At 65.8% G+C, this 15,170-nt stretch carries 11 protein-coding genes and 3 pseudogenes; 5 read left to right on the top strand and 9 right to left on the bottom strand.

The window, feature by feature from the left end; translation table 11 throughout:
* Positions 1-137: 137 nt before the first annotated feature.
* Positions 138-1,306: pseudogene (locus OH799_RS06760) on the bottom strand (aldehyde dehydrogenase family protein).
* An 18-nt stretch (positions 1,307-1,324) separates the two neighbouring features.
* Positions 1,325-1,693, bottom strand: a complete 369-nt coding sequence (locus OH799_RS06755) for a winged helix-turn-helix transcriptional regulator (protein WP_406276797.1) — start codon at positions 1,691-1,693, stop codon at positions 1,325-1,327.
* Positions 1,694-1,742: 49 nt separating this feature from the next.
* On the opposite strand from OH799_RS06755, the gene OH799_RS06750 reads away from it, so the two are divergent.
* Both OH799_RS06750 and OH799_RS06745 read left to right on the top strand, forming a co-directional pair.
* The gene (locus OH799_RS06750) at positions 1,743-2,519 is read left to right on the top strand and encodes an MBL fold metallo-hydrolase (RefSeq protein WP_406276795.1); all 777 of its coding nucleotides are present in this window, start codon (positions 1,743-1,745) and stop codon (positions 2,517-2,519) included.
* Positions 2,520-2,695: 176 nt separating this feature from the next.
* Positions 2,696-2,941 carry a hypothetical protein gene (locus OH799_RS06745; RefSeq protein ID WP_406282969.1) on the top strand — a complete coding sequence of 82 codons (246 nt, stop codon included), beginning with the start codon at positions 2,696-2,698 and terminating at the stop codon, positions 2,939-2,941.
* Positions 2,942-2,963: 22 nt separating this feature from the next.
* On the opposite strand, the pseudogene OH799_RS06740 reads toward OH799_RS06745, so the two are convergent.
* A pseudogene (locus OH799_RS06740) lies at positions 2,964-3,128 on the bottom strand (helix-turn-helix transcriptional regulator); the annotation flags it as partial.
* Positions 3,129-3,295: 167 nt separating this feature from the next.
* Complete coding sequence (locus OH799_RS06735) at positions 3,296-4,189, bottom strand: hypothetical protein (RefSeq protein WP_406276793.1); 894 nt, start codon at positions 4,187-4,189, stop codon at positions 3,296-3,298.
* A 218-nt stretch (positions 4,190-4,407) separates the two neighbouring features.
* On the opposite strand from OH799_RS06735, the pseudogene OH799_RS06730 reads away from it, so the two are divergent.
* From OH799_RS06730 to OH799_RS06720, 3 genes and pseudogenes are all read left to right on the top strand, one after another.
* Positions 4,408-4,884, top strand: a pseudogene (locus tag OH799_RS06730) (hypothetical protein); the annotation flags it as partial.
* A 286-nt stretch (positions 4,885-5,170) separates the two neighbouring features.
* Positions 5,171-5,503 carry a hypothetical protein gene (locus tag OH799_RS06725; RefSeq protein WP_406276791.1) on the top strand — a complete coding sequence of 111 codons (333 nt, stop codon included), beginning with the start codon at positions 5,171-5,173 and terminating at the stop codon, positions 5,501-5,503.
* Positions 5,500-6,234: a hypothetical protein gene (locus tag OH799_RS06720; RefSeq protein ID WP_406276789.1), complete on the top strand. Its 735-nt coding sequence runs from the start codon at positions 5,500-5,502 to the stop codon at positions 6,232-6,234. Before OH799_RS06725 ends, OH799_RS06720 begins: the two co-directional genes overlap by 4 nt.
* Positions 6,235-6,414: 180 nt before the next feature.
* On the opposite strand, the gene OH799_RS06715 is transcribed toward OH799_RS06720, so the two are convergent.
* The 5 genes from OH799_RS06715 to OH799_RS06695 form a co-directional block, all read right to left on the bottom strand.
* Positions 6,415-6,588 (bottom strand): hypothetical protein, encoded by a 174-nt coding sequence (locus tag OH799_RS06715; protein WP_406276787.1) that lies wholly within the window; start codon positions 6,586-6,588, stop codon positions 6,415-6,417.
* A gap of 76 nt (positions 6,589-6,664) precedes the next feature.
* Positions 6,665-7,558 carry a hypothetical protein gene (locus OH799_RS06710; protein ID WP_406276785.1) on the bottom strand — a complete coding sequence of 298 codons (894 nt, stop codon included), beginning with the start codon at positions 7,556-7,558 and terminating at the stop codon, positions 6,665-6,667.
* A 683-nt stretch (positions 7,559-8,241) separates the two neighbouring features.
* Entirely contained in the window at positions 8,242-9,549 is a 1,308-nt protein-coding gene (locus tag OH799_RS06705) for a discoidin domain-containing protein (protein WP_406276783.1), read from the bottom strand.
* Entirely contained in the window at positions 9,549-13,010 is a 3,462-nt protein-coding gene (locus tag OH799_RS06700; RefSeq protein ID WP_406276781.1) for a hypothetical protein, read from the bottom strand. Before OH799_RS06700 ends, OH799_RS06705 begins: the two co-directional genes overlap by 1 nt.
* Before the next feature lie 28 nt (positions 13,011-13,038).
* Positions 13,039-15,153: a hypothetical protein gene (locus OH799_RS06695; protein WP_406276778.1), complete on the bottom strand. Its 2,115-nt coding sequence runs from the start codon at positions 15,151-15,153 to the stop codon at positions 13,039-13,041.
* Positions 15,154-15,170 lie beyond the last annotated feature (17 nt).

Below are 15,170 nucleotides of genomic sequence, written 5' to 3'. Positions count from 1 at the left end.
CGATCCGGAGATGCTCGGATCGATTTACCTCGGATAATCGGAGGTACAGATAACTGACACCGTACGTTCGGGCTGACGTCGCACGATCGACAACATTTCTAACCGCAGCGCCCGTAGTGGGGATTCCTGCGTGCGACCTACATCTGCGCCCAGACGATCTTCGTCTGGAGGTACGTGTCCACGCCTGCTTTACCGGATTCGTAACCCCAACCGGACTGCTTGTATCCACCGAACGGCATGGAATGGTCGAAGACCATCTGGCAGTTCAGCGAGACAGTTCCGGCTTGCAGTCGCTTGGCCAGGCGATGCGCCCGGCCCAGGTCCTTGGTCCACACGGTGGCGGCCAGGCCATAGGTGCTGTCGTTGGCCAGAGCGATGGCCTCGTCCTCGGTGTCGAAAGGCAGGACAGTGACTACGGGCCCGAAGATCTCCTCCTGGAACAGCCGGCTGGTTGCGGGATCGACATTGGTGACCACGGTGGGATGGACAAAGTAGCCGCGACGGTCGATACGCTCACCGCCGGTGACGATTTCGACGCCGTCGGACTTGCCCTGATCGATGTAGCCCATGACACGCTTCAGCTGTTTGGCGCTGATGAGGGGGCCGATCATGCTGCCCTCCTCCTTCGGCCGCCCGGCTTGAGGTTCTTCGCGATGTTCGCGATACCTTCCACGACCTGTTCGTAGACGCTGCGCTGGACAAGGATGCGGGAGCCACACACACAGGCTTGGCCGGAGTGGACGAAGGTGCCGAATCCGGCCGTGGTGATGGCCATGTTCAGGTCGGCATCGTCGAAGATCACCACCGGTGACTTGCCGCCGAGTTCGAGGGTGATCTTGCTGAGCGCGGAGGCTTTCACGATCTCGCGGCCGACCTCGGTGGAGCCGGTGAAGGCGACCTTGTCGACGTCGGGGTGGGCGGTGATCGCCGCGCCGCTGGTGTGACCTTAGCCGGTGATCAGGTTGACCACGCCGTCGGGCACGCCCGCCTCGGCGAGGATGCGATCCAGGACCAACGCCGAAAGTGGCGTCTCCTCAGCGGGTTTGACGACGCTGCTGCACCCGGCGGCGAGCGAGGGAGCGAGCTTGGCGCAGTAGTTGAAGACCGGGCCGTTCCACGGGAAAATCAGTCCGACAACGGGATAGGGCTCCCGGAGGGTGTAGGCGTGCTGGTGTGATTCCACGCCGGTGAGTCCGCCGGTATTGATATCGTGGGCGATCCCGTCGATCTTGGTGCACCACCCCGCGTAGTCGACGCACACTCGTTCGCGGTGTGTGCTGGACTCCCTGGCTGGCGATTCCGGCATTCGGGGGCCCGGACGGCTTTACTGCGCTTCAGCACCCCAGACCCACAGTGCTTCGAGCACCGGGAGCAGCGCTCTGCCGCGGCCGGTCAAACCGTAATGCACGCGCGGCGGCCACCCGGCGGTGCGCTCACGGTGTAGCACACCGGCTTTGGTGAGGTGCGCCAAACGGTCGGAGAGCACCTTGTCCGACAGCGCGGGCAAGGCCGCCGACAGCTCACTGTAGGACAGGTCGGCGTGCAGGAACTGGGCGAGTACGAGGGCAGTCCAGCGGCCGCGGAGAATATCAATGGTGGTGTCGACCGGGCAACCGGGCTTGCGCTGCTCGATGGGGCCCGGACAGCGATCCGCCAGGATCGAGTCGCCGTATCCAACCGCTTGGTAAGCCACGAATCGGCCTCCTACCGTCATCCGCTACAGGCAACGAGCGGAGTAGATCATGCGAGTTCATCATCTCAATTGCGGGTCGATGCTGGAGATCGAGGGTCCAGACGGCGAGAGATCGGCGGTGGTGTGTCACTGCCTGCTCATCGAGACCGAGCAGGGATTGGTGCTGGTGGATACCGGCATCGGACTCCACGACATCGCCGACCCGCCGCACACCCTGGGCAGCGATTTCGTGTCGTGGGCGCGCCCCGTACTGGACCCCACGGAGACCGCGATACGGCAGGTCGAGGCGCTGGGGTATGTGATCGACGACGTGCGGCACATCGTTATGACGCACCTGCACCGCGATCATGCGGGTGGTTTGGCGGACTTCCCGGATGCGACGGTGCACGTCAGCAGCACCGAGCTGAAGACGGCGGCCACTGCCGATCGGTACCCGCATCAGCAGTGGGCGCACGGACCGCGATGGACCGCATACGATTTCGACGAGGGCGACACCTGGAACGGTTTCGGAAACGTTCGCCAAGCCGACGGCCTGCCACCGGAGATCCTGCTCATCCCCCTGCCCGGCCATACCGACGGGCACCTGGGCGTCGTTGTGGCTGGCGAGTCGGGCTGGCTGCTGCACGCCGGCGACACGTACTACTACCACGGCGAACTCGACTCGGCACCGGCACCCGGCCTGCTCGAAGCTCTACAGTCGTCCACCGAGACCGGCCGCGACCTACGGCTGGCCAATGTGCAGCAGCTCAGTTCCGCAGCGGCGTCGGGTGTCCGGGTGTTCTGCGCACACGACCCGTGGGAGTTCCACGACGCACTGCGCGGATGACGATGTAGTGGCAAACACCCAAGGCCAGGCCAGGCCAGGCCAGGCCAATCGTTGGCAAAGGACAGGATTCCGGCGTGGTCGCGCGCGGTTGGGGTTACTGGACATCGGCGTCGAGCAGCACGGCGAAGCGGAGTAGGTCCGAGCGGAGGTCGTTGGCGGTGTAGGTGTTGGTAGGCATGAACTGGTCGAAGCTGATGCGGACGCGCTGGTCGGTGCTGAGCCAGTCGTACGAGCAGGAGCAGTTCGGCGAGCTCGAGGCCGAGGTCGCCGGTGTCGCAGGGACCGGTCATGTCAGTGGGGTTTGGTGGCGGGCGGGGGTCTTGGCGGGTTTGGTGAAATTGCATCCACTCCCGGCCGAGCGGACGATCCGAGCCGGGCGGGGCGGCCGTTCGGTGTCCATCCCTGGGCGGGCCGGTGCATGACCCGGTTGCGCAGCTTATGACGGGAGATGACATCGAGCTTCCGGAAGATCTTGCGAAGGTGGTATTCGACCGTCGCCGCGCTGAGGAACAGTTCGGTGACGATCTGCTGGTTGGTGTGGCCGTTGCCGACCAGCAGCGCCCAACCGTGTTGTTCGAACCTCCTCCTCGCACGTCCCGGCCAGCGCACAGCAGATGTACAACCGGAGCACCCCGCAACGGAAGTGCGGTTGGAAGCGGATTCGCTGCTGCCCGCGGATGCCCAGGCGTGCTCCACGATCGTCTCCGGTGGGTTGCCGTACGCGTGGGATCTACTCTCGCAGCGGGAATCGGTGGACAGGCACCCGAGCCGACAGGTTACACAGCTATACCTGCAGGACCGCTCAGGCCGGTGGCGATGGTGGTGGGTGCGCCGCCCATGGTCGGCAGGGAAACCACGTTGCCGCTGCTCTCGGTGATGTACAGGGTAGTTCCGGAAACGGCGATACCCACAGGAACATTCACTGTGGCCAAGGTGATGGGTGGGCCCCCGATGGTTGGCAGGGAGACGACCGTGCCGGTGCTTCCGGTGACGTTGTCGATGCTTCCGGCGACGTACAGAGTGGTCCCCGAAACAGCGATACCTGCCGGGTTGGGCAGGCCGGTGGCGACGGTGGTGGGTGTGCCGCCAGAGGTCGGCAGCGAAGTCACGATGCCACCGGCGGCGTTTCCAGTGATGTAGAGGGTGCTGCCGGAAACAGCGATGCCCTGCGGGTTGGGTAACCCTGAGGCCAGGGTGGTGGGTATGCCGCCGGACGCCGGTACCGAAACCACGTCACCGGTGCTCTCGATGATGAACAGAGTGGTGTCCGAAGCGGTAATACCCACCGGGTCGACCAAGCCGGGAATGTTCAGCGGGGTCGGTGTGCCACCGGACATCGGCACCGAAATGATCGCGTGACTACCTTTTTCGGCGACATAGAGGGTGGTACCGGAGTGCGCAACCCCGTACGGACGATGATCGTTCAGGCCGGAAGCCACCGCGGTAGGTGTGCCGCCCGCCGCTGGCACCGAAACCAGTCGACCGTTGCCGTTTTCGGCGATGTACAGGGTGTCCGCCGAGGTATCCGCAGCGGCGGGACCGGCGCCAGGAACGGCCGCCGCAGCCAGCATCAACGGGGCTGTTACCGCCGTGGCCAGCGCCCTGCCCATGACCCGTGCCGCGACTACACGGCGGAAACGACGCCGCTCCTTGCGGAAATTCAGTTTCACGCTATCTTCCTCACTCTCTCCGTATCCAGTTCGAAAGTTGGTTTGGAGACACGGCCGCCGCGGCCGCATCACCAGGAGCTGAAGGTCGGTCGATCGACACTGTCGCCCCGATACCACGGTGACTCCGCATCGCAGGCAGCGTTCTTCTCAGGAAGGCCGTTTCAACGTAATCGTGGGATCGATTAAGTCAACGACCGCGAGCGTTTCACAACCGGTTCCAGCCCCAGCTCGTCATCGCCGCGTCCGGCTTCGACGCAAGCATCCTCGACCCGTTGGCGCGGCAGATGGTTACCAGCGGAGGCTTCCAGAAGCTCACTCGTCGCATGCTGGAGACGGCCGCCGACGTGTGGGAGGGCCGGATCGGGTTCGTTCAAGAGGGCGGATACAGCCCACACTATGTCCCCTTCTGCGGGGTAGTGGTGCTGCGCGAATTGCTCGGCGAAGAATTTCGTCGAGGACCCCTACACGCCGATCGTCACGACGCAAGGCGGCGACGTTCTACTCGCACACGAGGCTGCCGCGATCGAGAATGCGGTTCCACTAATGGCGGAGCTGTAGGCCGGAGTTTCTCGCGCACAATGCCGGGCGACCCACCGACCCGCACCTCAGCCTGGCGTCCGTCCTTCAGTCGAGCAGCTCGGCTGGCCGGTTTCTGGGAGTCCCGTGATTCACCGAATCCGCCCGAGGTGTGGTGAACCCGGATCTGCGAACGTTTCCCGGTCAGATCCCGGCGAACGGTGGAGCTTTCGTGACCGTCGCCGCCGAGCCGGAGCCCGACTTGGGAACACCTGCCAGGCGTCCAGCGCGCAACTATTTTTGCCGTTTCCACAGGTTGATTTCTGTGGATAACGCATGTGTCCCCCTCCGGACACTTATTTGTAGCATCCGTGCTGTAGGAAAGGTGTTCGAGCAGTGCTCGGACACTCGCCTCGCCTCGATTCTCCTGACCTGCGGTTTCACCCTCTTTGGGGGGTGATCTGTGTGACCGATGACACACTTGCTCCGGTCATTCCCGCTTCTCCCCTGCTGGGGCCGTGGGTCATCACCCGCAACATCAGCGCGCAGTGGCTGCGCCGCACCACGATCACCTGGGTCGAACGAACCTTCGGCCGGGCGGTCGCACGCGCATACGCCCGCCACCGCTACGGCAGCGACGGAACCACAAGCATCTACACCACCGCGACCATCAACGAAGTCGCTTGGGCCGTCGCCGAACTCACCGGCGAACCCCATCCGCTCGCCGCAGCAGGCTCCGCCCTGGACTGGTTCCGCAACGGCCCGACACGCCTCTCCGGCAAGGACAACTCACTATGACCACCTCCACACTCACGCTGCCCCCGACCGACACCGAATCCCCCGACATCGCCGTCACCGCGTCGCCCCCGCCACAGCGGTGGTCGCTACGGCGCACCAGCCGGCCCAGCCCACCAGACTTGGCGGCGCGGGTCGCGCTGGCCGAGCAACAGTTGCCCCTCCAGGCGCGCAGCGCGCTCTACGAAGCCTTCGGCGAGCGTGAGATCGACGCGGAAATCGCACTGCGGGAATGGATCCGATCCAAGCAACGCCGCCAACGCAAACGGGAATTCCGCGCCGAACTGACCGCCGCCGCACGCGACCGCAGAGCCGAAACTGCCCTGGCACGCCACGACAAAACCGAACGCCGATGGCACCGCAGGGCTCGCGCTCAACAGTCACGGGAGACGAACCCGGATGCGTTGGAGGGCATGCTGCACCGTCGCACGACCCGCTCGTCGCGGCGCCTGCGGGCGGTCATGGCTGTCGGGTTGGTGTGGTCTGCGGTCAGTGTGGGCCGCAACCTGGTGCCCGACGGCGGTCCGGGCGGACCAGTTGGTGGCTGCTGTGCGAGCTTCCGAACCCAAGTTCTCGGGCCACTGCCAGGGCGCAATCACGCCGCCCAATCAAGGTCTACAACCGTGGTCGCGTCCACGACGGGGCATCAACCGCGAGCACAACAGGATCCCGCAGTCGAAGACTGCGCACTTGACGACCCAACCACCGCCTTGACTTCCCGGCATTGGGACTAGCGCCCGGACTCCTGACCCACCTCAAGGAAACAGAACGGGCTCGAGGATTCGAAATAATCTCGCTCGTCGCAGTACACAGAACCGAAGTGCTCTGGGCCCCACTGAGTTACCGCGCCCATCCGGAGGTCATCCTCCCACGGAGCTACGGTGTCGATGCCCTCGCGTTGACACACATAGGTCTCACCGCTGGCCGTCGAGGCTGCCCTCACGGTCTCGTCCGAGCTCGACCAGCGTGCCACCGACGCCGACCGCATGCGCGCCGCCGTGGTCGAACGCGCCCAATACCGCGCCGCTCGGAGATCCTCGTCTCCACCGCAACTGCTCGGCATCGATGCGCTGCGCGGGTCGTGGCACCGCTGAAACCCCGCTCGAGTCCCCGCCACGGCGGGCTGATCCGGCCTGCTGTCGTCGAAAAGCGAAGGCCGCCGGTTCAGCCGATGGTGAACGACAGCGTTGGGGCTGGCCTGCCCTTGCCCCTGCTGCTGTCGTAGGTCAGCACATACGGTCCGGTCGCGGGGTTCGGGACTACGAACACTGCGGTTGCGGGGACGACGACGTTTTCGTAGTCCGGTACCCGAACGTCGGCGACCACGATCTGGCCGCTCGGTGTACGCACCGTGAAGTAGTCACCGGAGATGTACGACTCGCCGCTGATCTCGAGGGGCAGCTCGATGTCCATCTTGTTGCGTTGGTTCCTCTTATAGCTGGGGCTCAGCTTGCCGCCGGTGATCTCGATGGTCGTCTGATTCTGCACCAGGGTGCCGGTGATATTCAGCGCCTGCGGCTGGATGCTCTCCACCTGCGCCGCGGCGGCGATCGGGATCTTGGTCTGGTTGTCGGAGGCTTGCCCGTACACCACGGTGACCGTGTCGAGCAGCCGGTCGAGATCCTTCGTGCTGGCGACGGTTGTGGTGACCTTTACTGCGGCCGAATCCTTTCCGGACACCGTCGGGGAGTCGAAGACGGCGCCCGCGTCGATCTCCTCGCCGATCTGGAGGTAGGTGTGGTCGCTGAGTCTCCTGACTTCCGACGTGGTGTTCTGGTACGTGATGTCGATGAGCAACTGGCCGCCGCCGGACTGGCTCGGCACCACCGTCGCCTTGTTCACGATGATGTCCAAGCCTCCGTACCAGCCGGTCTTGCCGACCGTCCGCACGGTGGACTGGGCGTTCGTGCCGCCTGGCTGGCTGTCGACGCTGGTGGTGACCGCGGCGTCCGTGGTCGGCCCCGACGTGCCGCCGATGCTGTTGCACGCCGCCAGCGTCATCGCCGAGGTGGCGATGACGGCGGCCGACAGCACGGCGGGGTAGATGGTCGAGCGCATGCTGCCTCCAGGAAAATTCGGACAACGCCGGCTTGTGGATTCACGGAGAAATCTTCGCCGGGCGCGGAGATGTTAACCGCCATGCACGACGCCCCCCGATTTCAGCGATTACGCCTTGCTCCGCCGATTCGACTCCGGGGGCCACCGCGGCAGGGCCGTCAACCGACGAGTCACGAAAACACCTGCCAGAAAAGCGGATTCCAAATGTCGGCATACCTTGGAAAGTCGGACTGCACGTCGCCGGACTGCACGCAAATGTACGAAACCCATCGCGATGGATCGAAGACGTCGAAATGCTTCGACTACCACTGCGTGCACTGCCACGGCCACGCCAACTGCATGGGCGTCTGCAATGCCCGCTGCGCGGGGCACCAGAGCGACGACCGCTCGAGCTGATCCCGCCGTGCGGGCCAGGCGCCCACGATTGGGACGGTTGCTGCTGACTCACCTGAGAGGCGACGTAAGACTGTCAGTCCATCGCGACAGCAAAAAGTCAGCTGACGGTCCGAAGACCACTGCGAACCTGCGTCGCCCGATCCCGACGACGCGCTTGAGACCAACCTGCCCAGCGACGATAGGCGCTGGGCTTACGAGGTGAAAACCCAACATTCTGCGCCATCGACTATATCGATGCCGACCTGCGGTTGATCTGCCGGTAACTCCGCCATTCGCCGCCCCAGTCCTCAGGGCTGGGTGATGCCGTCATTTGCGATCAACGGGATACCGAATTCGGCCGTGGTGGCCGTGATCTTCAGTGGTTCGGGTAACTCCAGTCCGAAGGATCGAACGGCGACGGGCTGCGATGAGCTGGTGTCGAAGATCAACCGGACGTATCGTGCTCGTACGTTGTCGGCGGGAGATCCGCCGCCGAATTCCATGGAACCGTCGCGGAATGTGTGCAGCTGGGTCCAGCTTGTGCCGTCGGTGGAGGCTTCCAACCTTCCCGCCGGGGGAAAGCCGGTGTTTCCCCCCGACACGCCGAATACGATGAAGTATCGGTGAATTCGGCGTATCTCGTGGAGGTCGACCAGCACGTAATCGTCGCGTTGCGGATGCGTGGCACTGAGGTAGTAGGTGGTGCGGCTGCTGTCGAGCATGAGTTCCGGCGGGTGCTCTTCATCAGCGCCGAGCCGCTCTGATACGTCTGCGACTGCTGGCTGGGCGACTATCGCGATCTCCTTGTGCACCGTCAGCCTGCCGACATCGAGGTCAGGAATGAGAACGGTGACCGTGACAGACAGGGTGCGTTCGACTGTGTTGGTGCCGACTTGGACGGTTGCGCGCAGGTAGAACACGGTGGTGTGGGTGACGTTGTTGACTGGGTAGGTGGCCAAATTCAGGACGTTGATGTCGGCGGCGTCGTAGAGCAGTCGCAGTGAGGAGACTCCGCTGGCTTCCCAGGTGAGTTTGACCGAGCCGTTGTTGTTGATGATCAATGGTTCAGCCGTGAAGTTGGCCACGTGGAAGTCCGGGGGAAATTTGCCGATGTCGAAGACGACGGTGCCGGGTTCCCACGGGTCGTCCTCCTCGGAACCCGCTTCTCGCCATTCGAGGTCGATGCGCAGAGGCGCGCTACCGACAACGGTGTTGATCCGCATGCCCATCAGCTGCACGGTGACGCCCTCGTCGCGGCCGATCTCGGCGTGGCCGGAGGTGGGGGTGAAGGTGATGGTCTTGGTGTTGGTGTTGGTGACCGGGGTCCAGCCCGGAAGGCTGATGTCAGCGGAGACGCTGTTGAGGTCGGGGGTGAGGTCGGGTGAGTTGTCGCCGGTGGGGACGGTGACGGTGATCTTGCGGCATTCGATGGCTGAGATGCTGCGCCGGCTGCCGACCAGAACGAAGTCCGCGGTTCGCGCGCTCCCACTGGAGGGCGAGACTCGTACGGGGTCGGGGTTGGTGTTGAGGTCGAATTGGAGCGGGGAGCTGGTGTTGACCGTGCCGTCGGTGGTTGTGACGGTGGTGGCGGTGTATTGCGGGATGGTGGCGCTCATCAGCGGGCTCCTCGCTCGTTGTGCTGACGGGTATTTCTGCTCCATTGCGCGGCGTCGTCGAGGACTAGGTAGCCGGAGCGGATTTCGGGATCGCTGCCGATCGGTAGCGATGCGGGGTCGGGGACGGTGATGGGCAGGGTCGTCCAGTCCGTGCCAGTGGGTTCGGTCCACGTCCAGCTGCCGGTGGCGGTCGCGGGCTGGGGCAGGGTCGCCGCGCCATGCTCGGTGGTGGCGATGAGAAGCGGTCCGGTGCGGAAGTTGACCGCCATCGCCGCTAGGGCGGCGTCGGTGAATTGTTGTGGGACGAACACCGCGCTGACGGGCAGGATGTCGGTGGTGGCGTGCACGGCGGCGCGGGTGTCCATGAGTAGGGTGAGGGTGGCGGTGCTCTCGCCGGTGAAGGCAAGTTTCAGTCGGTCGCCGTTCTCGATGGCCCGCAGATAACCGTCGTGCCCGCCGCCGGGTTCCAGGACGGTGTCGAAGTGGTCGTAGTCGTCGTTGAGGACGTAGCCGACGAGTCCGTCGTCGGTTTGCCGTGCTTCGCCGAGCCTGACGTTCCACCGGTAACCGGGCATCTGCGGCTGTGTCGGCGGCTTTTTGAGTACTTCCTGCCAGGTGACGTCTGTGCGTATCGCCCCACACAGTTCGAGATCCAGGCGGGCGCGGACCAACGCCAGCGGGCGGCCGAGCAGAAACGCCAGGGATTGGTCTTCGGGTCCGTCCGGATCGATGACGGCCAGGGTGTCATCGAGCAGGCCGCGTACCGCGTCGAACACCGTGGGTCCCTGCCGTTTGACGGCCCCGAGGAACCGATGGGCGTGCGGATGTCGCTCAGCCAGCTGGTCGAAATCCTGGATCGGTGAGTCGGGCAGGGCGCTCCAGTGCACGATCCGTTGCCCGTTCGCGGTGAGCACGACCCGCAGATCACCCAATGCCCGCCCGCGGGGGTCGTAGCAGGCGATCGACCGGTCGAGCCGGTTGTGTATGAGCCAGGCGCACACCGGGTTCGCGCCTGCGGTGAGTTCGACGTCGTTGTTGGTGTCGGCGGACAGGAAGTCGAAACGCAGCCGTGCCGGTTGCAGAAGTCGGGGTCCGAGCTCGACGTATCGGTCTGTCTGGATCTCGCCGACGAAGTGTTCGGGGGTCATCGATTCGGGTTTGATCAGGCGGTCGAAATGCAGCGGGTTGTCGATGAGGTTGACTGCGCGACCGAACCGGTCGACCACCGAGAGCCGGGTGAACAGAAGATGTCCCGCGCGCAGTTCCTGGAAATCCGACGGCTCCCAGTCGTCCCACTCGAAGACCGGTTGCGGCCCGGGATCAGGGTTCAGTCCGACCCCGGCGGCGATCAGCTCGCCCAGCGCGCCCGTTGGCGCGGCATTGACTTCGGATAGTCGTTGGCCGACGGCTGCGCTGAGGCCGTCGAGTCGCTGAGAGAGCTGGTCGAGTTCGCGGAACTGTGCACGGACCCGCGTCAGCAGCGGGGTCGGCAGATCGTCGCGGCCGGCGGCGTAGTTGTCGAGTTTGCCTTCCTGGTCGTATCCGCTGGTGGGCATGAGGACCTGCCGACCGCTCACGGTGACGGCGGGTTCCAACCCGCCCTCTCCCTGCCAGCGGTAGTAGTTGCGGTCGAAGGACCAGAGTTCGGCGGATCCCTCCACGAACGGGATCGCGGTGTACTCGGCTTCCCACATCAAAAACAGTGGCTGCCAGGGTTGACGCCACGGCTCGGTGCCGTATTCGGGTAGCGTGCCGTCGGCGCCGCCCAGGCTGACCCCGGTCTTGCGGGCGTGGTCGATGATGAAGAACTCGGTGACCAGCGCGGGCATCGGCCCGGGCAGGCCGGTGATGTTCACTTTTGCCACGTCCGCGGCCACGGTGGTCGAGGTGATGGAACCGATGCTGGTGACCAGGCGCTCCTCGACCCGGCAGGGTAGATCCGAGCCCCGGGTCATCGGTGCGTTCAGGTTGGCGCCCTGCAACATCAGGACCGGATCGACCGCCAGCTCGAACGGCTGCTCGGGCACCCGTTGCAGTTCCAGACCTGCGCGCAGGCCGTGGTCGGTGGCGTAGGCGCGGGCGCGGGCGGCCAGCTGGTCGGCGTCGGTGGCCCACGGGACCTCGGCTCTGCGCTGGGCGAGCTGGGCGGTGAGGGCGGTGACCTTGCCCGCCGCGCCGCCCGCGTTGCCGGGGTCGAGTTCGCGGGCGATGCGGGAGGAGAAGACTTCGGGTTGTTTCGGTTCCCGCGACAGCGCCCACAGCACGAACAGCCGTTGGCGCGCGTCGGCTAGTTCCCGCTCTAGCGCGTCGAGATCACGCTGCTCACGGTTCAATTCGGCGACCACCTCGGCGGCGCGAGCCTGTTCGGCGGCCCGTTCGGCAGGCGAGAGCGCGGCACGCGCGTCGTCGCCGCTGCGGTCGAGCGCCCGCCACCGGTAGCCGCCGGGGACCGGGCTGAAACCGGAGTCGTGCGCGGCGCGTTCGGGGAACAGGTCACCGTCGGCGCGGTCGTAGTCGTTGAGTACGCCGAGGGTGAAGGCGCGGTACAGCTCGGCCTCATCCGCGCCGAGTGCGTTCGAACCGCCGGCCTGTGCTTGGAGTTCGCTCGCGGCTTCGGCGGTGTTGTTGCCGATGGCGACCGCGATCTCGCGGGCGATCGGGCTGTCGGAGGGATAGACGCCGCCGTCGGGTCGCCAGTCGATGCCCAGCGCTCTGCCGGAATACAGCGAGCGGCGGGGACTCCCGAAGGTGGAAGCCAGCTGCCACTCCAGTCGTCGCATCACCTCCTCGAACGGCGTATGTGAGTGCGGCCCAGCGACCAGGATGTCGCGGTCGGGATCGGAGTACCAGCCGACGACGTGGTAACTGAGCCGGTCGTCGCCGTCGATGTCGTCGAGCCGGTCGTGCAAGGAGAAGACGTTGGTGTTGTAGGGCTGGTAGACGGAGAAGGTGAGCAGTCCGGGTCCCAGTGCGGTGAGGAAGGGGGTGCCGCCGGGTTCAGTCCAGTCGGTGGCGGTGGTCAGCTCGACCGCGCGCCCGATCTTGGTTGCGGTCGGGGTGTCGGCGTGCGGGTCGAGGTAGGAGACCGCGCCGTCGCGGCGGTCCAGGAAGTCGCTGTGCACGATCCAGCTGCGCACACCCTGATTCGAGCGCCGGATAACCAGCCACCGGTTGGGCACCAGCGGGAAGTCGCCGATCTCGCCGGTCACCTCGTCCTGGTGGCCCCGGCACAACGCTTCGGGCAGCTGCCAATGCAGATACACGCCGAGCCGGGACTCGTCGCCGCCCCACGGTTGGGTGCCGCTGAAGGGCTGCGGTTCGGGTGCGGCGTTGTCGTTGACCAGCGGCGTGAAGTTGGCGATCCAGCGTTGCATGACGTAGGTGCCGTCGGTGTCGCGGGTCTGCGCGTTGACCGCGAACGCCGCGACCTGCACGGGGACCACGAGAGTGTCGTTGGGCATGGGTACCCCTTCGGGCGAACGGATTCGGTCAGGGCCGGGAAAAAGTCTGCAGCTGTGGGGCTTTGATCATCTGCAGCGCGAACTGGGCCGGCGACAGCGTCGCCACATTGTGTTCGGCGGCGAGCTCAGGCAGCAGATTCGTCTCGATATCCAGCACATCCCCCGCCCGCAGGAAACGGGCGAAGCCCGCCGGGTCGGGGAATTCACCCATGGGACATCCGATCTGACCGGTCAGCTGGCGCAACTCGATCGTGCCGATGTCGCCGACACCGAAGTGCAACCCCTGCGGCGGCTCGGCCACAGCGAATCGGTCGATGACGCGCGGATACAGCAGCATCAGCACATCACTGCCGAACATCGCCCGACGACTCGGTTCCACGGTCTCCTCGCCCCGGAAGGCGGTGAAGACGGTGCGTGGCCAATGTGGGATCAGGACCGAGCGAATCAGCACAGCGCACCCTGGCGGGGTTGCCACGTCGGCGGCCAGCGTGTTCAGGTCGGCATCCAGTGTGTGGCCGACGCCGACACTCAGCGCGCCGTCCACCGCCGCCCGAACCCAGCCAGGGTCGAGGTAGCCGAACCGGATGCTCTCCGGCGGCAGCATCCGCGGGTCTGGCACCACATGATCGAACGGCAGCATGTCCAGCGTGGCGAGTCGATTCAGCCACTCCGCGACCGGGTCCAGTTGCTCGGCGGTGGCCGCCCGCAGCACGTCGCGGGACCGGGAGTCGGCCAACGTCGCCCGCAAGCCCGCCGCCGACAGCACCGCCCCTCCGCCGTTGCGGGCCGCGGTTCGGCGCGGCGCCGTGGCGAGTTGCGCGCCGCTGCGGGTGAGCGCACCCACCAGCCGGTCGCCCAGCATACGGTCGAAGGCGTTGCGGGCCTGGTTGTCACCGAGCGCGCGGCCCGCGTCGGTGGCGCTGCGTCCGGTAACGAATTCCGGGTGCGCGACCAACCTGCGGGCGGCGCGTCGGGCGGCCTTGCGGAACTGCAGCAACTGGTTGCGGAACGGCGCGTCGGCCATCGCGAGGGTGCGACCGAGACTGAACGCCGAGGCGTAGCCGGTGTCGAAGACGCCCCACTGCTCGAGATAGATCAACGCTTCACCACCAGATTCCAGCCGCGGCGCGGCGGGCGGGGGCAACGACCGCGCCGGCGCCGCGGTGAGCGGGCCCCGATAGAACCCGAAACTGCGTTCGCCGGTCTCCAGCCGCTGCGGAAGCACGGTGGCACCGCCCTCGAGCCGTTGCCGTGCGTCCCCGTCGGCATCGCCCGGTGGCAACAGAACCCGCAACAGCAGGCCAGGCTCGGCGGCCAAGTGCGCCACCAGATCACCGAAGCCGATCCCGCTGTCGTGTTGCGTCTCGAAGGCCCACGTATGCAGCGACACCAGCCGCAGCCCCTCGCTCGGCGGCGCGGTGTCGCCCAGATAGCGCTCGAAGCCTTCCAGCGACACCAGGTGCACGACGTGCCGCCCGCCTTCGGCGGATGGGAAACGGTTGGCGACGACGACGGCGTTGAGCTCGTCGAGGTCAGGTTCGGGGTCGGTGCGACGCACATGGTCGGCGTCCGGTGGCCCGCCCTCCCGGATATGCGCGAGCAACGCCAGCTCGGTGATGGTGGGCATGATCATGGCGAAGACGTTCGCGGGCAGTTGGATACTGCGGCATGCCGACTCGGCCTCGCCGTCGAGCAGGCTGTCGTCCTCGATGTCTGGGGGTTGGCCTGCTCCGGCTTCGCCGTCGAGCAGTTGGCGGACGGTGGAGACAGTGACGGCACCGACCGCCTGCGGATCATCGGGCAATTCGCCCTCCCGGAACAGCAGCAGCGCCACCAACGGCGTGCCCTCCGGCATCTCTTTCGGCAGCCGAGCCCACGGCAGCCCGGCGGTGTCGAGGGTGATGTGCGGCAGGATCTGACTATATTTGCCGACCGCGCCGGGAACCGGATAGCAGGCGTGAATCTCACTGGCGCCTATGGAGAATCGTTGTCCGCGGACGGCGAAGTTCTGGTTGCGTTCGGGCAGGGCGTCGCCGGTGGCGAGGGTAGCGATGTCCTGCTCCACGGTGAGCCGGTAGCGGGCCGCGTACAGGGAGGGAAGGTAATGATCCAGGAATCGGGTGCGGTGGCTGACGGTGGGCATAGCGAGGTCCCCTCGTG

Source organism: Nocardia sp. NBC_00881 (assembly GCF_045207455.1).
Taxonomy (GTDB): Bacteria; Actinomycetota; Actinomycetes; order Mycobacteriales; family Mycobacteriaceae; genus Nocardia.
This window is presented reverse-complemented; position numbering and strand designations above follow the sequence as displayed.

Excerpts from the sequence above, each read along its gene's own strand:
- OH799_RS06750 (WP_406276795.1), top strand. The coding sequence starts at position 1,743 with ATGCGAGTTCATCATCTCAATTGCGGGTCGATGCTGGAGATCGAGGGT.
- OH799_RS06745 (WP_406282969.1), top strand. The coding sequence starts at position 2,696 with ATGAACTGGTCGAAGCTGATGCGGACGCGCTGGTCGGTGCTGAGCCAG.
- OH799_RS06720 (WP_406276789.1), top strand. The coding sequence starts at position 5,500 with ATGACCACCTCCACACTCACGCTGCCCCCGACCGACACCGAATCCCCC.
- OH799_RS06710 (WP_406276785.1), bottom strand. The coding sequence starts at position 7,558 with ATGCGCTCGACCATCTACCCCGCCGTGCTGTCGGCCGCCGTCATCGCC.
- OH799_RS06705 (WP_406276783.1), bottom strand. The coding sequence starts at position 9,549 with ATGAGCGCCACCATCCCGCAATACACCGCCACCACCGTCACAACCACC.
- OH799_RS06700 (WP_406276781.1), bottom strand. The coding sequence starts at position 13,010 with ATGCCCAACGACACTCTCGTGGTCCCCGTGCAGGTCGCGGCGTTCGCG.
- OH799_RS06695 (WP_406276778.1), bottom strand. The coding sequence starts at position 15,153 with ATGCCCACCGTCAGCCACCGCACCCGATTCCTGGATCATTACCTTCCC.